Source organism: Crassaminicella indica, from assembly GCF_019203185.1.
Classification (GTDB): domain Bacteria; phylum Bacillota; class Clostridia; order Peptostreptococcales; family Thermotaleaceae; genus Crassaminicella; species Crassaminicella indica.
This window is the reverse complement of record NZ_CP078093.1, coordinates 650,619-672,821: the sequence shown is the minus strand read 5'-3', so window position 1 is coordinate 672,821 and position 22,203 is coordinate 650,619. Positions and strand designations below refer to the sequence as shown.

General features: G+C 30.8%; 16 protein-coding genes. 14 read left to right on the top strand and 2 right to left on the bottom strand.

Annotation, left to right across the window (positions count from 1 at the left end; genetic code table 11):
• Nucleotides 1-19 precede the first annotated feature (19 nt).
• The 6 genes from KVH43_RS03265 to KVH43_RS03240 all read left to right on the top strand — a co-directional run bounded on the left by KVH43_RS03265 (nucleotide 20) and on the right by KVH43_RS03240 (nucleotide 6,960).
• A complete protein-coding gene (locus tag KVH43_RS03265) occupies nucleotides 20-1,528 on the top strand; it encodes an S-layer homology domain-containing protein (RefSeq protein WP_218283450.1) in 1,509 nt (502 codons plus the stop codon).
• A 74-nt stretch (nucleotides 1,529-1,602) separates the two neighbouring features.
• Nucleotides 1,603-2,031 carry a hypothetical protein gene (locus KVH43_RS03260; protein ID WP_218283449.1) on the top strand — a complete coding sequence of 143 codons (429 nt, stop codon included), beginning with the start codon at nucleotides 1,603-1,605 and terminating at the stop codon, nucleotides 2,029-2,031.
• Between the two features lie 650 nt (nucleotides 2,032-2,681).
• Nucleotides 2,682-4,283 (top strand): CTP synthase, encoded by a 1,602-nt coding sequence (locus tag KVH43_RS03255; RefSeq protein ID WP_218283448.1) that lies wholly within the window; start codon nucleotides 2,682-2,684, stop codon nucleotides 4,281-4,283.
• Nucleotides 4,284-4,354: 71 nt separating this feature from the next.
• Nucleotides 4,355-4,912: a Uma2 family endonuclease gene (locus tag KVH43_RS03250; RefSeq protein ID WP_218283447.1), complete on the top strand. Its 558-nt coding sequence runs from the start codon at nucleotides 4,355-4,357 to the stop codon at nucleotides 4,910-4,912.
• A gap of 278 nt (nucleotides 4,913-5,190) precedes the next feature.
• Complete coding sequence (locus KVH43_RS03245) at nucleotides 5,191-6,543, top strand: ArnT family glycosyltransferase (RefSeq protein WP_218283446.1); 1,353 nt, start codon at nucleotides 5,191-5,193, stop codon at nucleotides 6,541-6,543.
• An 81-nt stretch (nucleotides 6,544-6,624) separates the two neighbouring features.
• Entirely contained in the window at nucleotides 6,625-6,960 is a 336-nt protein-coding gene (locus KVH43_RS03240; RefSeq protein WP_218283445.1) for a hypothetical protein, read from the top strand.
• A 9-nt stretch (nucleotides 6,961-6,969) separates the two neighbouring features.
• On the opposite strand, the gene KVH43_RS03235 is transcribed toward KVH43_RS03240, so the two are convergent.
• The gene (locus KVH43_RS03235) at nucleotides 6,970-7,911 is read right to left on the bottom strand and encodes a lysylphosphatidylglycerol synthase transmembrane domain-containing protein (RefSeq protein ID WP_218283444.1); all 942 of its coding nucleotides are present in this window, start codon (nucleotides 7,909-7,911) and stop codon (nucleotides 6,970-6,972) included.
• A gap of 16 nt (nucleotides 7,912-7,927) precedes the next feature.
• The gene (locus KVH43_RS03230) at nucleotides 7,928-8,791 is read right to left on the bottom strand and encodes a decaprenyl-phosphate phosphoribosyltransferase (RefSeq protein ID WP_218283443.1); all 864 of its coding nucleotides are present in this window, start codon (nucleotides 8,789-8,791) and stop codon (nucleotides 7,928-7,930) included.
• 259 nt (nucleotides 8,792-9,050) lie between these two features.
• Here KVH43_RS03230 and KVH43_RS03225 point away from each other — a divergent pair, with 259 nt between their 5' ends.
• The 8 genes from KVH43_RS03225 to kal all read left to right on the top strand — a co-directional run bounded on the left by KVH43_RS03225 (nucleotide 9,051) and on the right by kal (nucleotide 22,203).
• On the top strand, nucleotides 9,051-11,279 hold the full coding sequence (locus KVH43_RS03225; protein ID WP_218283442.1) for a copper amine oxidase N-terminal domain-containing protein: 2,229 nt from the start codon (nucleotides 9,051-9,053) through the stop codon (nucleotides 11,277-11,279).
• A 396-nt stretch (nucleotides 11,280-11,675) separates the two neighbouring features.
• Nucleotides 11,676-14,054, top strand: coding sequence for a copper amine oxidase N-terminal domain-containing protein (locus tag KVH43_RS03220; RefSeq protein WP_218283441.1), 2,379 nt, complete (start codon nucleotides 11,676-11,678; stop codon nucleotides 14,052-14,054).
• 144 nt (nucleotides 14,055-14,198) lie between these two features.
• Entirely contained in the window at nucleotides 14,199-14,912 is a 714-nt protein-coding gene (locus KVH43_RS03215; protein ID WP_218283440.1) for a stalk domain-containing protein, read from the top strand.
• Nucleotides 14,913-15,091: 179 nt separating this feature from the next.
• On the top strand, nucleotides 15,092-17,194 hold the full coding sequence (locus tag KVH43_RS03210) for an S-layer homology domain-containing protein (RefSeq protein ID WP_218283439.1): 2,103 nt from the start codon (nucleotides 15,092-15,094) through the stop codon (nucleotides 17,192-17,194).
• 169 nt (nucleotides 17,195-17,363) lie between these two features.
• Nucleotides 17,364-18,143, top strand: a complete 780-nt coding sequence (locus KVH43_RS03205; protein ID WP_218283438.1) for a stalk domain-containing protein — start codon at nucleotides 17,364-17,366, stop codon at nucleotides 18,141-18,143.
• Between the two features lie 160 nt (nucleotides 18,144-18,303).
• On the top strand, nucleotides 18,304-19,884 hold the full coding sequence (locus KVH43_RS03200) for a stalk domain-containing protein (RefSeq protein WP_218283437.1): 1,581 nt from the start codon (nucleotides 18,304-18,306) through the stop codon (nucleotides 19,882-19,884).
• Nucleotides 19,885-20,064: 180 nt separating this feature from the next.
• Nucleotides 20,065-21,603 (top strand): stalk domain-containing protein, encoded by a 1,539-nt coding sequence (locus KVH43_RS03195; protein WP_218283436.1) that lies wholly within the window; start codon nucleotides 20,065-20,067, stop codon nucleotides 21,601-21,603.
• 210 nt (nucleotides 21,604-21,813) lie between these two features.
• Entirely contained in the window at nucleotides 21,814-22,203 is a 390-nt protein-coding gene (gene kal, locus KVH43_RS03190; RefSeq protein WP_218283435.1) for a 3-aminobutyryl-CoA ammonia lyase, read from the top strand.

Sequence of the window (22,203 nt, the reverse complement as noted above, 5' to 3'; positions counted from 1 at the left end):
AAATAGAGGGGGATGATTTATGAAAAAATTTATAACTGTATGCATGGTATTGATGATGTTGCTTACTCCTATAACAGTATGGGCTACACCCCCTGGATTTTCTGGTGGAGTGAACAATGAGTATAAGTATGAAGAATGGGTTTTTATAACAGGAGAACCTATTAAATTTGTAGGAACGGTTGATGTGAAAGAAAAAAATAAAAGCAATGAAAAGACGGTTTCTTATACTTTTAAGCTAAAGCCTGAGGATCAATCTATAAAAGGACAATTAGACCGAAAAATAACTCTTTTGACTACCTATGACAGAAGAAACGATAAAGGGCAGACTATTGGACAGACAACAGTAGATAAATATAAGGAAACCATAAAAATAGGAAAGGATAAATACGAGTTAGCAAAAGATGGGGGCTATGAGCTTTCAAAATCAGATATTATAGACAATCGTCCTGCTTCTGACTTTTATTCAGGAAATTTAAAGGCGAGAAAATACTATAAAATCAATAAAGATGAAGGAGAAGTTATTGTTGATATTAGTGGTGGTAATGTAGGCTATAATAATTTTTGGGGAGGTACAGAAACACAAATATTAGACTATACTATTACTTCCAGAAGGCAAAAAGAAGATAAAGATGGAGATATAGATGAAGCTACTTGGCATGGGACAGTACGAGTACAAGTATCTGACAGCCTTACAAAAACACTAAAATACTCAGATAATGAAGCTAACTTTTCAAGCTTTTATGGTGGTCATGTAAGGGTGACAAATCAAGAAATGGTATCTAGCTACGATTATAATCTTCCCAAAATAGAAGATGATGAAATCAATGATAGAAGGCGAAAAATAGGAAGCAAGCTTTTGAGAGAAAAGATGGTACCAAAGGTGGAAAGGCTGATTATACCAAAATTTAAAGATATCGGTGGACATTGGGCAGAGGAATATATCAAAAAGCTGTATTCATTAGATGTTTTTGATGAAAATTCATTATTTTTCAAGCCAGATATTCCTTTCACAAGAGTGGAGTTTATAAAGGGAGTTATTAGAGCATGTAATATTAGACCTTCCTTAGAAGAGGTGAAGAAAACTCGCCGAACAAGAGGAAAACAGCCAAAGGAGGTATCTCCGTTTAAAGATGTAGCAGTGAATGATCCTGATTATAAATATATAAAGGATGGAGTAGAGAAAAATATCATATCAGGGGTTACAGAGGATTTATTTAAGCCAGACAAGCCTCTAACAAAAGCTCAAGCTGTTACTATTTTGATAAAGGCTTTAGGCTTTGAAAGCAAAGCTCCAAATCCAGGCTTTTATACTTCCTTTACAGATGATAATAAGATTCCAAGTTGGGCAAAAGACAGTATATATATGGCAAAGGAAATAGGTTTAATCTACGGAGATGATTACAATCGAATCAATCCAAACAAGAATATCACTAGGGCTGAAGGTTCAGAAATGCTTGTAAGATTTTTAGAATTTTTACAAAAGGATTTACAAAGAGATTATAGAGAAAATATTATTAATTTCCGTTAATGACTATAAAAAAATAAAGATATAAATGATATAATAACAATAAGATTCTATATACAAAAGGAAGGAGAGAAAACATGAATAATGAAGATAAAATTTTAAATTTAATGGAAAAGATGTATGTGGAATTTAGTAATAGATTTGAAGCTATAGACAAAAGATTTGAAGATATAGACAGAAGATTTGAAGATATAGATAAAAGGCTAGATGCTATGGATCAAAGATTAGACGCTATGGATCAAAGATTAGATGCTATGGATAAAAGACTTAACTCTTTAGAAAATAAAGTAGAAGAAAATAAACAGGCAATTATAAGTTTGGAAAATAAAGTAGATATAAAACTTACTTCTTTATTTGACGGATATAAACAGCTCAATGAGCAAATGGAGCGAATAGAAGAAAAAGTTGATGACCTTCAAATGGATGTGAATCATCTTTCTTTAAAAACAATTCATAATGATAATAGGATGTTAGAAATAAGTAGAAAATTTAGACAAGCTAAATAAAGAAAAACAACTATATGTAATAGACCAGAGCATTTTATATTTTTCTGGTCTATAATAATTTGGTTTTATATAAAAATGGGGTGAGGGAATAAGATATCTGCCAAATCCATTGAAAAATAGAAATAAGCTATAGTATAATAAATTTAGTTAAGATACCACTAATCTTAAAATCATTATAGCATGCAAGTCAGGAGCATAAGGCTATTCGCTACATCCTTAACACAATAAAATTAAGGATGTATTATTTTTATAAAAAATCAAATAATTCTCTAAATCATACAAAATCATAAAATATTATTGACGTCAACAAAGGAATAAGATATAATATTCAAGTTATTATAAAAGAAAAAAACGAGCACCCTTGACTTGGGTGCCCTGCCATAAAAGATAATGCGGACACAGGTAGGTCACCCGTAGGGGTGACCTCTCTCTTTTTTTAGAAGCTAGTTATTTTTTGCTACTAAAACAAGTTTCTGAATAACTAAAAAGTAAAATCATCATTATAAGGTTAATGTAGATATGTACTTGTGAATAAAAATTTATTTTTGATAAATATTAAATTGCACAGGCATAAATCTACATATGTACGATGAACTGAAAATCAAATAAACAATATAATAAAAATGAAATTGTGAAAGGAGTATTTACACATGACAAAGTATATTTTCGTCACTGGTGGTGTTGTATCATCATTAGGAAAAGGAATAACAGCTGCATCATTAGGACAATTATTAAAGGCAAGAGGACTAAAGGTAACGATTCAAAAATTCGATCCTTATATTAACATTGATCCGGGTACTATGAGTCCATATCAGCATGGAGAAGTATTTGTTACAGAGGATGGAGCTGAAACAGATTTAGATTTAGGACACTATGAAAGATTTATAGATATCAATCTTGGAAAATACAGCAATGTAACAACAGGAAAAATCTACTGGTCAGTTATTACAAAGGAAAGAAAAGGAGAATACTTAGGAGGAACTGTACAAGTAATCCCTCATATAACAAATGAAATAAAGGATAGAGTGTTAAGAGCAGGAAAACAGACAAATGCTGATGTAGTTATTACAGAAATCGGAGGAACTGTTGGGGATATTGAAAGTCAACCATTTTTAGAGGCTATTAGACAGATAAAATATGATGTTGGAAAAGAAAATGTTATGTATATTCATCTAACTCTTCTTCCATACTTAGGAAAAGCTGGAGAAGTGAAAACAAAGCCAACACAGCACAGCGTAAGAGAACTAAGAGAAATTGGTATTCAGCCAGATGCTATTGTATGTCGTGCAGAAATTCCTATGTCAGAAGAGGTAAAGGATAAAATCAGTCTTTTCTGCAATGTAGACAAAGGAAATGTTATTCAAAATATGGATGTTGAAACGATCTATGAAGTACCATTAATGTTAGAAAAGGAAGGACTAGCAGAGATTGTTTGCGAAAGATTATCATTAAACTGTAGTGAACCAGACCTAAAAGAATGGAAAACAATGGTTGAAAAAGAAAAGAACTTAAAGAACAAAGTAAAAATCGCTCTTGTAGGAAAATATGTAGAGCTTCATGATGCCTATCTTTCTGTAGCCGAAAGCTTAAAGCATGCAGGGATCGATAATAATACAAAGGTTGAGATTGATTGGGTGCAATCTGAAGACATTACAAGAGAAAATGTTGCAGAGAGGTTAAAGGACGCAGATGGTATTTTAGTACCAGGAGGCTTTGGAGATAGAGGTGTTGAAGGAAAAATAGAAGCGATTTCGTATGCAAGACAAAACAAAATACCTTTCTTAGGAATCTGTCTAGGTATGCAGTTAGTAGTAGTAGAATTTGCAAGAAATGTTGTAGGGCTAAAGGGTGCTCACAGCTCTGAATTAAATCCTAAAACACCTTATCCAGTAATAGACCTTATGCCAGAGCAAAAGGATATAGAGGATATGGGAGGAACTATGAGATTAGGGGTTTACCCATGCAAAGTTTATGATGGTACATTAGCAGAAAAAGCTTATGGTGAAGATTTAATCTATGAAAGACATAGACATAGATATGAATTTAATAACCAGTTTAGAGATCAGTTAACAAAGGCAGGACTTGTAATCAGTGGAATTTCACCAGACGAAAGATTAGTAGAAATTGTTGAAATCAAGGATCATCCTTGGTTTGTAGCAGGACAATTCCATCCAGAGTTCAAATCAAGACCAACAAGACCACATCCATTATTTAGAGATTTTGTAAAAGCTTCTATCGAAAATAGAAAATAGTGGGATTATAATATTTGTTTGGTATAAGAGAAAAGGTGGTGTTATCTACATCACAACAAAGAGGTGATTATATGGGTATAGCAGTTGAAGATAAGATGTATTCATATGATGAGTATCTTAAGATTATCGAAAATGAAGAAGATGCAAATAAAAGATATGAGTATATCGATGGTCATATATACATGCTAGCATCTCCATCAGTAAAGCATCAAAGAATAATAGGTGAGATTTTTGGAAGTTTGTATAATTATTTAAAAGGTGGTTCATGTGAACCTTTTGTAGCACCATTAGATGTAAAACTTTATAATCAACAGAGAAAAATTATTGGAAATGTACAGCCCGATGTGTTTGTTGTGTGTGATAACTTAAACGAAGGGGAATTGACTACCCCTATTCTTGTAGTAGAAGTAGTTTCGCCATCTAGCAGAAGTCGTGATTATGTTCAGAAGCTTGATCTATATATGAGATCAGGTGTAAGAGAGTATTGGATTATCGATCCAATACAAAAGAAAATTCTTCAGTATACATTCAATGAACGAGAACTAAAAAGCGTAAATATCTACACAGATATAATTAAATCCATTGTATTTGAAGGGTTGAGTATTAATCTAGAAGAAGTATTAAAATAGCATATTTTTTATAATATTCATATATACTTACAATGCCGAGCATCAGCTCGGCATTGGTTTGTATAAGATAAGTTTATCTTTATTGGATGTTTTTTTCCATAAAATCATCCTTTCTCTCGATACGGTTTGTTTATATTTACATTCTATCATTAGAAAGCTTTTTAGTCATGTGAAAATTAATAAAAGAAAAGCTTCTCTTGAAAATGGAAAATAATATAGATATACTTATAATGCTGAGCTGATGCGAGGTATTTGATTACTTAAAAGGGGAGAACATAATGAAAAAAAATATAAGCTTAAAAAAGTGTATAGAAATTTTATATACTTTATCTATATTTATGATTGCTTTGTATATTCGCATTTGGTATATACAAAATGTACCTACTAACCCTGTATTTGACTTTAAAACTTATCAAGAAATAGCAACCAATATTTTTCTACATCTAGGGCATACATTAAAAGGAGTTCCTATTGCTTTTCAAGGAATGGGGTATCCAACAGCATTAGGAATGGTATATAAGCTTGTAGGAAGCTCTGATATAATGATTGCAAAAAAATTCAATGTATTTTTATCTATGATGACATTGATTTTTATTTATTTGATATTAATAAGAATTACCAAACGAAAATTTGTAATTTATACAACTTACACTATTACAGCTTTTCTTCCAAATTATATTGCTTATAACAACGTAGTAGGAACAGAGGTTTTTTTTACTTTTTTATTTGCAGCAATGATTCTTTTGCAGGTGTATGATTTTGACAATCGAATCAAATATCCTATATTAGGCATTTTTATAGGAGCAGCAGCTCTTACAAAACCGTTTTTTATGGCTTATCCAGTAGTGGTAGCTTTTATAGCTTGGCTAAAAAACAAAAAAATAAAAAAAGCAGGACTTTTATTTATCACTACATTTATATTCATGGCATTAGTAATCAGCCCCTGGACTTATAGAAATTATAAAAAATTTGGAAGGATAATTCCTATATCTTACAATTCAGGGTATGTTTTATATATCAACAACAATTCTTACAATACAACAGGAGCATGGATGCCTCTTGAAGAGGTAAAGGCTCCAGCAAAAGTTAAAAAAGAAGTAAGAAGTATTTTAGAGAAAAAAAATGTAAAAATAGCTCATGAAATTGAACCGATTATTAAAAAGCAAGCAAAAGCTTGGATAGTCAATAATCCTGTAGAATTTTTCAAGCTCGGCTGTTTAAGAATGAAGCAGACATTTTTTAGTGGTGCTTGGGATTTAGATGCTTGGGCAAGTAATGATACACGAAGAATAGATGAGGAATACAAAAAGTGGGATAAAGATGAGCAGACCTTTTATGCAAGAAATAAAAACTTTTCAAGGGCAATAAAGGATATATTGCTTTATATTTTAAACAGCTTTGGACTCATATATATGATCATAAACTCCAAATTTATCATTACAGCACTATTTAAAAAGGATTATAAAATAAAGTATGAACAATCAATTCCAGCAGTTAATACAGCCTTTTTTACAGCTGTACATTTCGTCTATGAAGGGCAAACAAGATACAATTTCCCACTTCTTTTCTTATTTGCAATGAGCATGGTAATCATTGTAGATAAGGTGATGAAGACGGAGCATACAAACTAAAAGCATGTAATATATTGTAAAAATATAAAGCTATAAATGAAGAAATTCCTGTGATATAATGAACAAAAGGAGTTGATTAGTATGGAACAAAAGATGTTTGAACTTATTGAAAAGATGTATAATAAAATGCTTACTATTGAAGAAAAAGTAGATAATAATACTCAAGTCATTATTAACCTAGAAAATAAAGTAGATAATAATACTCAAGCTATTATTAAACTAGAAAACAAAGTAAATAAAAATACCCAAGCCATTATTAAACTAGAAAACAAAATGGACAACCATATAAAAGCACTATACGATGGATACAAACAAAGTATGGAAGGCATACATAGAATAGAAAATAAAATAGATCAATTAAGTGAAAAAGTAGATAAGCAAGAATTAGAAGTAAGAGTTTTAAAAGTAGCAAAATAGTAGAGTGGACTAAATATCCACTCTATTTTTGCATATAGCTACCAATCCGACAAGCCCGAGGGCTACCCCTAACCATAAAGTTGAAAACCTTGTAATAATAGTAGTAGCTACGGATAAATCTCTTGTTAGACCCATCATCATAAGAAGTGCTACTACACTTCCCTCCACAGCAAACAATCCTCCAGGCATCATAGACAATGCTCCAATAATAAATGAAAAAGAAACAACAAATATACAAGCGAGAAGATGAAGCTCAAAGCCTAAAGCCAAAGTAGTAAGATAAATGACTACTCCTTCAAAAAACCATGATACAACACCAATGCTGACTGCAAAAGCCAAAGGTTTTATCTGCAAAATCATATAAGTTTTATCATAAAAGTTTTTCATGCTAGAGTCAAAGCTTCTTAAAAATTTTATATTACTCAAAAGCTCCAACAACTTATATACCAATTTAGGACGCTGTACTACCCATATAAATGCGACAACTATTAAAAGAATTAAAAGCAGGATAGTTATACCATGCTTATATGCAACAGAACCAATCCCTGCTAAAATCATTACACTTATGCCGTCTGTAAATCTCTCTCCTATAATCAAAGGAGCAGTGCTGCTGATAGGAATTCCTTTCTTTTCCTTCAGTAAATAAGCCTTCAAAAGCTCTCCTATCTTTCCTGGCGTAATAGTCATAGCTAGACCACTTAAGAATATTAGTATATTTTCTTTTCTAGGAATATCTACATCAATAAGCTTTAAATAATAAGACCATTTAATATATCGAAAAAAATAATTTAGAGGAGCCAGCATCAATATAAAAGGTAGATAATCATAATCAAATATAACAAATGCTTCAACTAACTGACCGACATCTCCATAAATAGATAAGCCAGCAAATACAAAAAAGCCTACAAAAATAGAAAATATAAGTCCTTTTTTTAATTTTTGAAAATCCAAGTTTTCACATCCTTTTTCACACAAAGTACAATATAAATATACAACTAACTGCCCAAAGCACTATATCTACAATCAAAGGTACATCACTAAGGAGTACAAGCTCAGGATTCTCTCCCATTCCTTTCTTATGAACAATATACTGATACCTAAAGATACCAAATATGACAAAGGGAATAGTACCCATCATATACATAGAACCACTTGCACTAAAGGTATAAAGAGAGTATGCCATAACCGTAGAAGAAGTAACTATATGGAGCATATCGTTCAAAAGCTCTGGAGTATACTCTTCAAGGATTTTTCTAGATTTTTTATTACCTTTAGCTATCAACTCCATTTCACTCTTCCTTTTATGAAGTGCCAAAAATAAAGACAATAAAAATGTGCATAACAAAAGCCAGGGCGATATCCTTACATCAATAATGACAACACCTGCCACAGCCCTTAAGACAAAGCCTATGGATATAGTCATGACGTCTAATATGACTATATGCTTTAAAACAAAAGAATAAAGAGTAACCAAAATAAAATAAATAAGACCAATTATAAAAAATAGATAATTGATTTTATAAGCTACAACAAAAGAAAAAATCATACTGATGAATAAAAATATTATAGCTTTTAATACACTCACCTTTCCAGAAGCAATCGGACGATTGCGCTTCTTAGGATGAAGTTGGTCCTTTTCCTTGTCTACAATATCATTGACAATATAAACATTTCCAGAAAAAATACAAAACAATAAAAACCCTGCTATACTCAACCTCAACAAATCAAAATCAAATAAATTGTTAGAAAAAAGTATTCCTGCAAACAATATAAGATTTTTTGTCCACTGCTTAGGACGCATTGTCTTTAATAGTCCAACAAAACTTTCCATAAAATAGCTCCTTTCTGTAAAAGCTTTCCCTACAATACTACATTTTAACATATTCATTCAAATAAAAGCATGTAATATGGCTGTAACATATATGTCCCAATCCCCTAGAACCCTCTAATTTACCACAGGAAAAACTTACTAATATTACAGAACAATTAAATGCATTGATTTATAGATTTAAAATTTATATAATCTTCATGTAACAAGAAGCGACAAGCTTCGACACAATTCAACAAAAAATTTAAAGGAGGAATACTTAATGAAAAGAAAAATTTCATTATTATTGGTACTAGCATTAATGCTATCATTAGTACCAATGAGTGCGTTCGCGGCAAGTGATAACACCGTGAATAAAGTACCTAAAGTATCTGATAGCACAGTGTTTGATAACACGAATGCTCCAGAATTAAGAATCGAAGAGAAAAATGCTGGTGAATTTACTGACGGCATGACTTTTACTTTAAAAGTAAATAATGGTGATTGGACATCTAACATGGATGGAGCTACTGTAGCAAAAGTAGTATACGATGCAGATGGCACTGTTGCAGCTTCAACTGCTACAGTTAGAAAGCGTTCTTCAAGTGAAGTAGATGTAATTTTCACTAAAGGTGCAGATGCAGGAAAAGTAGCAATAATCCTTCCGTTATATGTTGATATTGACAATGAAGGTGAAGTAAGTGTAGAAATTATTTCTAACGATACACCAGTAACAGCAGGTAAATATGTGATTGCTGTTGCAGCAGATGGTTCAACAGTTACAACAATCAATGACACTACAGACATTACAGAAGATGGTGCTACAATCGAAACAATCAAAATCGAAGAAACAAATATTGGAGCTATCAACAACAATGGAGCAGCTCAAGATATTGAATTAAAATTACCTTCTGATTTCAAATGGGATGCATCAGGTGCAACATTTGAAAAAGCTGGTGGTTTTACAGGAGCAAATCCAACAGTAACTTCTGGAGATGGCACAAACAAATTAACAATTAATGGAATATTTGATTCTACAGGAAGTCGTGGTAAATTATATATTACAGGTTTAAGAGTAATTCCAAAATCTGATGCAGATTATGGAGATATTACTGTAAGAATTTCAGGAGATAAAATTAAAACAACTACATTAAATATTGGTAAGTATGTAGATTATGATGTAACAGTTCAAGCAGATACAGATGATGATATGGCAGAAATCTTTGCAGGTAAATTATCAAGCGATGATGATGATCATGAATTAGCAACATTAGAAATTGAAGAAAATGGAAATGGTTCATGGTTACTTGCAAGAAAAACTAGAATTGAATTCCCAGAATGGGTGAGAATTATAAACGTACAAGTTGATAAAGCTGAGTATATAGATGTTGATAATGATGGTGTTGCTGATAGCAATACTACTATTGCAAATAAATTATTAGCTACAAGAGATGAAGATGCTAATTATGTAGAGTTTAGTGGATGGAAAAATACATCAACTACTTCAAAAGCTAAATTACATGTAACTTTCTTTGTTTCTGTTGAAGCAGGTAAAACAGGAGATATTGTAGCTAAGGTTTCTGGAAGAGCTTTAACAGAAGAAAAAGAAGTAGTATTAGGAAAAGCTGTAGCTCCAGTTGAAGTGAAAGCTGAAGCAGAAAATGTAAAGCTTGGATTAAAAGATCAAGCAATCGGTAAAATAGTGATCAAAGAAACTACAAAAGGTGCTTTAGAAGATGGTAAATATATAACATTAAAATTAGCTGAAGGATTCTACTGGAACGATGAACCAAAAGTAGAAGTAACTAAAGGAGATTTAGAAATAGACGAAGATAGCATCAAAGTTGAATATGATGGAACTACTGACAAAAATGATGAGAGATATGTAACATTCAAAATTAAAGATGACAGTACAGAAGCATCTGAAATTACAATCACTGGAGGAACTGTAGATCTTTATAGAACACTTCCAGAAGGAGATTATGAAGTAGAAATCATGGGTGATGCTTTAGTACAAAACTATTTAGCTAGTCCTACTGAAGCACAAAAGAAAGCTGGAAAATTTGATACAGAAAAAGTAGCAACTGAAGTTGTTGCAAGAGTAATCACTCCAGCTGATGACAATACTAAAGCTGGTCAAGAAGTGAAATTCGTAATCGGAAAAGCTGAATACCAAGTTGGAGATGAACTAAAAACTGCTGACGTTGCTCCATACATTGCTGATGGAAGAACAATGTTATCATTAAGATATGTTGCAGAAGCTATGGGTGTAACAGATGAAAACATCATCTGGGATGGAGCTACAAGAACAGTTACAATCTTCAAAGGTGACAGAATCGCTCAAGTACAAATTGGAAGCAACAAATTATTTGTAAATGGTGTTGTTGTACCAATGGATACTGTAGCAGTAATCAAAGATGGAAGAACAATGTTACCAATCAGATTCATCGCACAAGCACTAGGTGCAGAAGTTGAGTGGGATGGAGCTACAAGAACAGTAACAATCAAATAATTATCTAATAAAGAAAAAGAGAGTCATACATAGGCTCTCTTTTTCTTTTGTAAAAAACACGTAATGTTTTGTAACATTTCTGTAATGGTAATTTATGCTTATATTCTATATAATAAATATAGATTTTGATTTATAGAAAAATATACCTAAAAGATAAATAAATACCTTTATATGAAACAAATATATGATTTATAAAAATGTACATTTGTTACACTTATATTACAGAAAACATGAAAATGTTGACTATAAAAGAAATAGTTGGTATAATCGGTATTGTATTTTGGATTGTTGTCTTTTGAAAGCACATTAAATATTAGTGTGTTTTCAAAGGATAGTAACCTAAGGTACATATCCTTAAAAATCAAAAAACAATAAAATAAAAGGAGGAAATTTATAATGAAGAAAAGACTTTCATTATTATTGGTATTAGCAATGGTATTAACGTTAGTACCAATGAGTGCATTTGCAGCGTCAGATAATACCGTAAGTAATGTGCCAAAAGTATCTGATGAGACTGTGTATTCAAAAGTATATAAGGATGATGCTCCGCAATTAAGATTAGAAGAGAAAAATGCAGGAGAATTTAAAGATGGTATGACATTTACCCTAAATGTAAGCAATGCAGACTGGATTGATGATATGAAAGGTTCTGATATTGCGTATGCTGTAGATGATTCTACAGGAAAAAAAGTAAATGGAAAAGTTACTATTGACAGACGTAGTGATTCTGAAATAGATGTAACTTTAGCTGATCCATTTGATAGAACATATGGTACTACTGAAACAGCTAATAAAATTGCTATTATCGTTCCAATGTTAATTGATGTTGATAATAATGGTGCAGTAGAAGTAGAAATCATCGCTAACGATAGCCAAGTGAGTGAACAAAAGCTTACGATTGCTAATGCGGCTGATGGTGATACTGTAACAACTATCAATGATACCACAGATATTACAGATGACGGTGCTGTAATCGAAACAATCAAAATTGAAGAAACTAGCATCGGAGCAATGAGTCATAAAGGAACTCAAAAAATCAAATTAAGATTACCTTCTGATTTTAAATGGGATATTGTTACAGGTTCTAAAAAACCTAGTGATGATACAGTAATCGAATTAGCTGGTGGATTTGGTTCTATTAAATTAAGTGCTAGTGAATACAAAGTTGATTCAGATGATGATAACTATTTAATCATTGAAACAGATAAATTAAACTCTACAAAAGCTCGTGGTAAAATCTATATCAAGAACTTAAGAGTTGTTCCAGAAAGAGATGCAGATTTTGGAGAAGTAAAAGTAAAAGTAACTGGAGATGAAGTTACTAGTGCAACTATCGTAATTGGTGAATACCAAGATTATGGTGTAAAAATTGAAGCAGATAAAGATGATGATATGGTAGAGCTATTTGCTGGTAGACGTCCTTTATCTGAAGTGAAAGTTGTGCGTACTGATGCAGATGACAAAGCTATTAATACGAAAACAGATTATGATGAAGATGATCACAAATTAGTAACATTAAAATTAGAAGAAAATGCAGATGGTGCATGGATTACAAACAGAAGAACTACAATTGAATTCCCAGACTGGGTAAAGATTGTTGATGTTGATGTGGATAAGCATGATGGATTAAAAGATATTAAAAATGTTATGCAGTATGTAGATGGAGATGATAGAAACGTACTTGAATTTACTGGTGGTGCGTTAGACAGAACAAGTGGAAAAATCAAATTACACTTAACATTCTATGTATCTGTTGAAGCAGGTCATGAAGGGGATATCGTAGCGAAAGTTTCAGGAAATGCTCTTCCAAATAAGGGTGAAGTTGTTTTAGGTAAAGCTGTTAAGCCTGCAACAATCAAGGCAGAGCCTACAAATGTAAAACTTGGATTGAAAGATCAAGCATTAGGAAAAATAGTTATTACAGAAACTAAGAAAGAAGCATTAGCTGATAAAGGTTGGGTAGTATTAAAACTTGCTGATGGATTCGAATGGAATGACGAACCAAAAGTAGAAGTAACTAAAGGTGATATCGAAATTGATGAAGATAGTATTGAAGTAGGTAAATATGGAGATAAGAAAGATAGTGATAGATGCTTATCATTCAAGATTAAGAGTGAAAGTACAGAGCCATCTGAAATCACTATTACTGGTGGAACTGTAGACCTTGATAGAGTTCTTCCAGAAGGAGATTTCGAAGTACAACTTAGAGGAGATGCTGTAGTACAAAATGGTGTAGAAAGTGATAATGAAAAATGTGCAACGAAAGTTGATCTTGGTGATGGCAATGGAGAAGAAGAACATGAATATGATGATTTAGGTTACTTCGAAACTAAAAAAGCAGATGCAGCAGTAGTTGCTAGAGTAATCACTCCAGCTGATTCAAATACTAAAGCTGGTGTAGAAGTTAAAATGCAAGTTGGTAACAGTGAAATTCAAGTTGGAGATAATGTTGTAACAGTTGATGTTGCTCCATATATTGATGCAAATGGTAGAACAATGCTTCCATTAAGAGCTTTATTAAATGCTCTAGGAGTAGAAGACCAAAATATCATGTGGAATCAAGCAGATACTTCTGTAACTGTATTCAAAGGTGATAGAGTAATCAAAGTAAAAGTTGGAGAAGCAAAATATACTGTAAATGGTGTAGAAGTTCCTATGGACACTGTTGCTGTAAACAAAGATGGAAGAGTAATGCTTCCAGTAAGAGCTATGGCTAATGCTGTAGGTGCACAAGTTGAGTGGGACGGAGCTACAAGAACAGTAACTATTAAGTAATAATATTCAAAAGATAAAGAGCCTTTCATATGAAGGGCTCTTTGTTTTGCATATTTTTATAGAGGAAAAAATTGAAAGATATATGTAAGGGTGATATAATGAGTGTGAATGATTAATAAAAACTATTTTTAAAGGAGGGATAATTTGAATAATTTATTAAGTAAATATAAGCACTTTATAACAGGGATAATCATTGGAGGTATATTAGGAGCTGGAACACTTAGCTATGCTGCCATATCTGGACCTATTAGCGCTTGGGTTAAAGAAAACATATCCTTTGAATTTAATGGAGAAAAAAAAGAATTGCCCAAAAGCGATAAAGTTCTTGTGTATGAAAATAAAGTATATGTACCTGCATGGTTTATAGCAGAGAATCTAGGAGCAACTCTTGAATGGAATAAAGGTAGAAAAACTATACAAATAAATGCTAAAAATCAAAAAGAAAAAGAAGAGAAGCAAATAAAGATCCCTACTGAAGATTATGAAACTATGCCAGTGAAAAAGTTAGTAGATGACGTATTAATTACTGTGAATAGTATATCTATAGATACAGATGAAACGAGGGTATATTTAAAAGTAAAGAATATAGGTGAAAAGGACATAGTTATAGAACAAGGAAAAACAAAATTAGTAGCGAATAATAAAACATATGAGCAAAAAGATATAGTTAGTAAAGTATTACATGCATTTAGTCAAATATGGTTTAACAATATTAAAGAGGATGATGAAGTAGAAGGAATGATAAAATTACCTCCAATAAAAAAAGATACGAAAAATGTAACACTTATTTTGAAAATGCTACAAAATGATGGAAGTGGAAAAGAAACAGAAATAAAATTTAATATTAAATTAAAATAATATTGATGAAAAAGCCAGCCGAGATAATTAAAATAGTTTGGTTGGTTTTTTGTTTGAGTATATATTACTATTTTATTACATTTACTAATTTTAAAAGGATTTTAAACCAATATATAGAATACTTAAATAGAATGCAAAAATTCATATAATTTGTAGATAAAAGGAGGTAATAAAATACAATGAGAAAAAAAATAAGTTGCTTGATTATTGCATTACTGATAGTAATGAGTAGTATAAACAGTTTTGCAGCAGTAATATTTTCAGATGTACCTAGCAATCATTGGGCGAAACCGTTTATTACAAAAATGGCAGATAAGAAAATCATTAGTGGGTATTTTGATGATTATACCTTGAAGGTTACTTTCAAACCAGATAAAAGTGTAACTTATATAGAAGCTATGCAAATGATTTACAATACGTTAAAGGCAGCAAATAAACTAAGACCTGCAAATGGATTAGTGAACAAATATTATGCAACATTGAAAGCAAATGAGATTCCAAGTTGGGCTCATGAAGCAGTAGCTTATGGATTAGAGTATAATATTTTACATCCAGATGAATTAAAAATATTTGTCAAAAAAGGAAAGGCGACATATGCTAAAAAGGTAGATGTAGCAGTATTTATAGGAAAAGCATTAAATATGAAGCTAGAAGCTATTCCAGTACTAAAATTTGTAGATGCAGAGACTATCAAAACAGCAGCACTTCCGTATGTAGATCTTTTGGAAAAAAATAAGATTGTAGGAGGAGATGCACTCAATAAATTTAATCCAAATAGTATTATCAATAGAGCTGTTATGGCAACTATGTGTTCTAAGACATATGATTTACTAATGAGTCAGTCATCTACAGTGATGCCACCTGATCCTGTAATACCTACTATTGTAGAAGGAACTATAGATTATGTTTCTACGGAGACAAAAATGATTGTTGTAAAAGATACAAAAGGAGATACAAAAGCTTATACGTTAGGAGCTACATATATTAAAAAGAATGGTCAATACATAGATATGAGAGATTTACATAAAGGGGATAATGTAAAATTAATCTTTACTAAGACAGGAGAAGTACAAGGAGTAGAAGTAAACAAAATAAATACACCATCAAGTGAAATAGGTTCAATTAATGGTGATGAAAGGATAATTGATTATATTTCAAAAAAGACGAAAATGATTGTGGTAAAGGACGAAAATGGAAATACGCAAGTTTATAATTTAAATAGGGTGGCTATTAGAGAAAATGGTAAATCAAGAGATATAGATGATCTTCATAAAGGAGACGGGATAAAATTACATTTTAATGATAAGAATGAACTTGCATGGATAGAATTAAGTACAAGTACTACAACATGGGTTGGTAAAATTATTAGTATAGTTAATTGTGGTGATTATCATCTAATGACTATTCGAAACAAAGATAATTTAATTCTGAAAAAGGAATTAAAAATTTATGATAATACAGAAATAAAATATGATAAGAAAGATGTTACTGTGAAAAGACTTACAGAGGGAGAAGAAGTACAAGTAAAATTTATTGGGAATCGGGCAATAAAGATTTATTTAATGGGTAAAGAAAAAGTATATGATGGTATTTTAGAATCATCTGTTATTTTTAGAGAATATCCAATATTAAAGATTAAGACAAATGACAATGAAGTACTAGAATTTGAAATAGATGATGATGTAAGAGTGTATCGAGATCGACACAAGAGGGGTCTAGATGATTTAAGAAAAGGTGACATTGCAACAATAACTGTAGAATATGATAAAGTAGTGGATATTTTAGCAGCTAGTGTAGAAGAGAGGACAAAAGATGAAGGTGTGATCAAACAAATCATTATAGGAGATCCAACAAAGATTACTATTGTAACAGACAATGAACGAACCCGTACTTATGAAGTGGCTGATAATGTAGATATTGAGATAAATGATGATGATCGTAAAAAAATTAGTGATTTGAAGATACATGATCATGTAGAGCTAACTATTAAAAATAATGTAGTGACAGATATAGAAGCAGATGGAATTTCGCATAGCAATGCAATCACAGGAGAAATTTCAAAGATTTACTCTGAATATAGCTATTTAGTTATTAAATATTTTGATAAAGAAAAAAGTGAATATATTACAAGAACTGTTACCAAGACAGATCATACTAAGGTACTATCTACTTCAACAGAAAAAATTGCATTTGGTCATCTTCGAAAGGGAGATACAATATTTGTAAATGGATATTATGATGATGATATCTTTGTTGCAAATAAAATTATTCAGATAGACTAAAATGAACAGCACGATGTAACCATATGAGTAAGTACATCGTGCTTTGTTATAGTATACAGACAAAAGTTTTAGAATATAAGAGGGGGTTTGAAGTACTATAAAAACTTAGCTATAATATATTATTAAGAGAAGTAAAATGTATACAATTTTATGAAAGGATGTGTTTAAAATGAAAAAAGTCATGATAGGTTTAGTATTAGGATTATTGTTTTCATTTTCTTTTGTAAATGCAGATGCAATAGTAAAAAATATTTCTGTAAACTATGGTATTGTGAAAAGAATTATAATAGATGGTGAGGATAACAAATTTTCTGATAAAAAGCCTTTTGTCTATAATGGAACTACTTATGTGCCATTAAGATATATTAGTGAAAATTTAGGAAAAAAAGTTACTTGGGATGGAAAGACAGGGACGGTATATATTGGTGAGGTTCCTCAAATTCAAACTGTATCCTCTGTAGATGAGGTTTATTTAACAGATAAAAAAATATCTTATTATTCTAATGTTTATCTTTATAGAATTGATAATAGTACAAGCAAATCATTAAATAAAGATCTTGATGCAGGTTTTGATTATCCAAAGGATTTTATTATGTCATTAATGGTAGATCCTATTACTGAAAAAATAGAGCAGTACAAAAAAGGAATGTGTATAAGAGCATATGATGATGGGGCAAGGTTGGTTTATAAATTAGATGGTAAATATAATAAGTTGACGGGTTTAGTAGGCTTAGATCATGTATTGAATGAAGGATTAGATGAAGCTTATATTGTAAGCTTTATTGTAGATGGTGATATAAAGCAGAAAATAGAGATTAAAAAAAGCAAGTATCCTCAGCATATAGACATAGAACTTACTAATGGTAAAGAATTAGAAATAGAATTTAAAAGACCAAAAGGAAATAAGAGTGAGCCTTTTATTGATTTAGTGGATATGGTACTTGAGTAGCTTTGTTATTTAGGAAATTTACGCAAAACAAGGTAAAAATATCATGCTTAGGAGCAATTGCAATGATATCAGTGCAGTGTTATAATGAATATATTATATTGAAAGATGATTATAAAAAATATATTCTAATGTATTTTGATAAAGAAAGGAAGTACAATATATGTATAAAAGATCAAAAAAAATAGCGTGCACATTTGCAATAGCTACAATACTTTCATGTAATACTGTTGTAGCAATGGAAAATATCCAACTTCCTGTTGAAATGAATTACTCTGCAATAGAAGATATAGAATTTATTATTGGAGATGTAAATTATAAAGTAGGGAGTACTGTAAAAGCTATATCTATACCTCCTTACATAAAAGATAAAAAGCCTATGCTTCCACTTGATCTAATAATAGATATCATGGGCATAAATAAAGCTTGTGTAGATTGGAAAGCAGAAACAAAGACAGTTACTATTTTTAAAGAAAATCAGATTATTCAGATGACTATAGGGGAAAAAACATTGATAGTTGATGGAAATAAAATGCTTATGGATACAGCTCCAGAAATAAAAGATGGTAATACAATGATTCCAATAGATTTTATAGAAAAAGTTTTTGATAAAAAAGTAAGCTTTAATAGTATTACTAATAAAATTGTTATTCCTGTGAAAAAACAGGTAAATGAAGAAAATGTTGCTACGTGGGATTATACATATGAAACTATGCTTAAAAAAGCGTTAGACAGTAGTAGAGATCTAAAAGCTGCAGAGATGAATGTGGAGCGTATGGATATTATAAAAGATGATTCTAAGGATGATACAGATTATATACCAACAAGATATGGAAGTGATATAAGATATCTTAAAGGAAATGTAGCATATTTGAAATATAAAAAAAATAATTTTGAATATGAATTAGCAAAAAAGAAAGTAAATATGATCAAGGATAGAATTGCTTATGATGTAAAAAATGCTTACTATGAAGTATTAAAAGGTGAAGACAATAAAAAACTAGCTAAGCTAGCAATGGATTTGACACAAGAAAAAGCAAAGCTTACAGATCTAAGCCATAGGGAAGGGCTTGCTAGTGATATTGAGAATAATCAGGCAAAAAGAGATTATGAAGAAGCAAAGAAACAATATGATTTAGCAGTAAAAGAGTTAGATAAGGCTTATGAAAAATTAAATGATTTAGTAAGTTTAGATGCAAAGGCAAGATATACTTTAAAAGATGAAATAATCTTTGATGCTGATATTGAAGAAGATGTAGATTATCATATTGCAAGAGTAACAGATAAGAGTCCAGAAATATGGGCATTAAATGAAATTGTTGATTTGAAGGATTTAAGTGTTGATTTGTATGTATTTAATCTACCAGTAGATTACAAATGGAGTTTTGATATGGATCCATATGAAGCAAAAGAAATTGATGCAAAAATAGCAACGATAGAATTAGGAAAGGTTAAACAGAAGTATGAACAGGGTTTAAGGGAATTATACACTTCATTAAAGCAGTTAAAGGATCAGTATGAAAAATATAAGATTGCATATGAAAAAGCAAAAGATGATTTGAAGATGGCAAAGGTAAATGTAGCAGTTGGTAATGAATTGCCAATTATAGAGAAAAAAGCAATACTTCAGTTAGAAAATAGTAAAAAGCAATTACGTGAAACCATAATGGATTATAATAAATGGGTTATGATGTATAACAAACCTTGGATTAATTCTGTATCAAAAAAAGATAAAGAAAATTAAAGGATAGATTATAAATTATACTATAAAGGTAAAGGAAGGAAATCTTCCTTTATTTTTTTAGGATCAAATATTAATAAATTCTTAAGAATATGTATACGCGTTGAATGCATAAAGAGTGAGTGTTATAATGAATAACAGAAGATATAAATTATATATGACTATATAGAGAGGAAGTTGCACATGAATAAAAAGATAAGAAAAATGCTTTGTGTTTTTTCTTTAACAGTAGCTTTGTCGTGTAATACAGTATTAGCACAGGAAATGATTAAGTTGCCTCTAGAGTTTGCACAAAGTCAAACGGATGAGATTGAATTAACCATTGGGGAAGCAGAGTATAAAGTAGATAATTATGTAAAAACTTTGAAAGTAGCACCGTACATAAAAGAAGAGATACCTTTATTACCATTGGATTTTATAGCAGAGCTTACAGATATTAATAGTAATGATATGGAATGGGATGATAAAAATGATGTGGTAACGATTTTTAAGGATCAGTGTATTATTCAATTAACTACGAAAAATTCCAATCTAATAATGGATGGCAGAAAATTTGATTTAGGTGTAGTACCAGAAGTAAAAGATGGTTCTATTATGGTTCCGTATAATGTTATTGAAAAGATTTCAGATATAAAAGTTAAATGGAATAGTGTTACAAGAATTATTAAAATTTTTGTAGAGAAACAACAAAAAGAAGAAATAGCTTCAGGGGATTATACTTATAAGGAGTTGTTAAATAAGGCATTAAAAAACAGTGACGATTTACAAAAAGCAGAATTGATGGTTGCACGTGCAGATTATGTAAAAGATGATGCTAATGATGCTATAGATTATACACCAGTAGGTACTGGAAATGGTGCTAGTGATGCAAAAGCAGATAGAGCATATAAGGAACTTAAAAGTTCAGAAATAAAATATGAAAAAGCTAAAAAATATATAAAGACATTAAAAGAAAAAATATCTTATCAAGTAAAAAATGCTTATTATGATGTTTTAAAAAAAGAAGATGCTAAAAAAGTGGCAAAGCTACAGTTAGAAATACAAAGTAAAAATAAGGAGCAATCACAGCTAAAATATGAACTAGGGATTGCAAGTAAATTACAAAACAAAGAAGCCAAACGAGTTTATGAAGATGCTAAAAAAGCATATGATTTAGCAGTAAAAGAATTGGAAAAAAGTTATGAAGCCTTAAATGATTTAGTAGGATTTGATTTAAAAGAGAGATATACATTAGAGGATAAAATTTCTTTTGAGAAAATAAAGGATGAAGATGTAGATTCTCATATTTTAGAAGTAATAAATGAAAGTCCTGAAATTTGGGGAGTGGAGAAAAATAAAGAATTGGCTGATTTAGGTGTGAAATTCTATGTTTTTAATGCAGAATATGAACCTTATAAAGCAAAAAAAATAGATGCAAAAATAGCAACAATGGATGTAGATAGTATAAAGCAGGTATATAAAAAGAATTTAAGAGGTTGTTATAAATCCTTAATGCAGCTAGAAGATCAATATGAAAAAGACTTAATTGCTTATGAAAAAGCAAAGGATGATCTAGAGACAGCAAAATTACAGTTAGAAATAGGAAATATCCCACCAATACAGCTTGAAAATGCAAATCTTCAGTTAGAACTTGCTAAAAAACGATTAAGAGAAAGAATTATGAATTATAATATGTTAGCTATGCAATATGATAAGCCTTGGATGACATCTGCATCTATGTAAGGTTTTGATATCAATCAAGGCAAATGATTTTTCTTTTGTTAAAAATAAGCTCCAAAAACCAACTGAGCGTAAAACCTTAGTTGGTTTTTATTTTTTTCATCTACACATTGTCAAAAAAACAAATTTAGTGTTATAATGATATGGGCATGGTTTACTTTTGGGGCTTTCAATATCTTTATGCAATCATAAAGATATTAGGAGGAATTAAACATGGAAACAATTAAAACAATGTTAAGAGTAAGAATGAGTGCAAAGGATGCACATTATGGTGGAGAATTAGTAGATGGAGCACATATGGTACACTTATTTGGAGATGTTGCTACAGAGCTACTAATTATGCGTGATGGAGATGAAGGTTTATTTGCAGGCTACGAGGAAGTAAAATTCTTAGCACCAGTTTATGCAGGAGACTATATTGAAGTAATTGGAGAAATCATCAAAGAAGGAAATACTTCAAGAAAAATGAAATTCGAAGCAAGAAAAGTTGTTACTTCAAGAAAAGATATCAGTGCATCAGCAGCTGATGTATTAGAAGAACCAATCGTTGTTGCTACAGCTATTGGAACTTGTGTGACACCAAAAGACTGTCAAAGAAAATAA

What these genes read in the sequence shown, in the direction of transcription:
- KVH43_RS03265 (WP_218283450.1), top strand. Translation starts at nt 20, where the DNA reads ATGAAAAAATTTATAACTGTATGCATGGTATTGATGATGTTGCTTACT.
- KVH43_RS03260 (WP_218283449.1), top strand. Translation starts at nt 1,603, where the DNA reads ATGAATAATGAAGATAAAATTTTAAATTTAATGGAAAAGATGTATGTG.
- KVH43_RS03255 (WP_218283448.1), top strand. Translation starts at nt 2,682, where the DNA reads ATGACAAAGTATATTTTCGTCACTGGTGGTGTTGTATCATCATTAGGA.
- KVH43_RS03250 (WP_218283447.1), top strand. Translation starts at nt 4,355, where the DNA reads ATGGGTATAGCAGTTGAAGATAAGATGTATTCATATGATGAGTATCTT.
- KVH43_RS03245 (WP_218283446.1), top strand. Translation starts at nt 5,191, where the DNA reads ATGAAAAAAAATATAAGCTTAAAAAAGTGTATAGAAATTTTATATACT.
- KVH43_RS03240 (WP_218283445.1), top strand. Translation starts at nt 6,625, where the DNA reads ATGGAACAAAAGATGTTTGAACTTATTGAAAAGATGTATAATAAAATG.
- KVH43_RS03230 (WP_218283443.1), bottom strand. Translation starts at nt 8,791, where the DNA reads ATGGAAAGTTTTGTTGGACTATTAAAGACAATGCGTCCTAAGCAGTGG.
- KVH43_RS03225 (WP_218283442.1), top strand. Translation starts at nt 9,051, where the DNA reads ATGAAAAGAAAAATTTCATTATTATTGGTACTAGCATTAATGCTATCA.
- KVH43_RS03220 (WP_218283441.1), top strand. Translation starts at nt 11,676, where the DNA reads ATGAAGAAAAGACTTTCATTATTATTGGTATTAGCAATGGTATTAACG.
- KVH43_RS03210 (WP_218283439.1), top strand. Translation starts at nt 15,092, where the DNA reads ATGAGAAAAAAAATAAGTTGCTTGATTATTGCATTACTGATAGTAATG.
- KVH43_RS03205 (WP_218283438.1), top strand. Translation starts at nt 17,364, where the DNA reads ATGAAAAAAGTCATGATAGGTTTAGTATTAGGATTATTGTTTTCATTT.
- KVH43_RS03200 (WP_218283437.1), top strand. Translation starts at nt 18,304, where the DNA reads ATGTATAAAAGATCAAAAAAAATAGCGTGCACATTTGCAATAGCTACA.
- KVH43_RS03195 (WP_218283436.1), top strand. Translation starts at nt 20,065, where the DNA reads ATGAATAAAAAGATAAGAAAAATGCTTTGTGTTTTTTCTTTAACAGTA.
- kal (WP_218283435.1), top strand. Translation starts at nt 21,814, where the DNA reads ATGGAAACAATTAAAACAATGTTAAGAGTAAGAATGAGTGCAAAGGAT.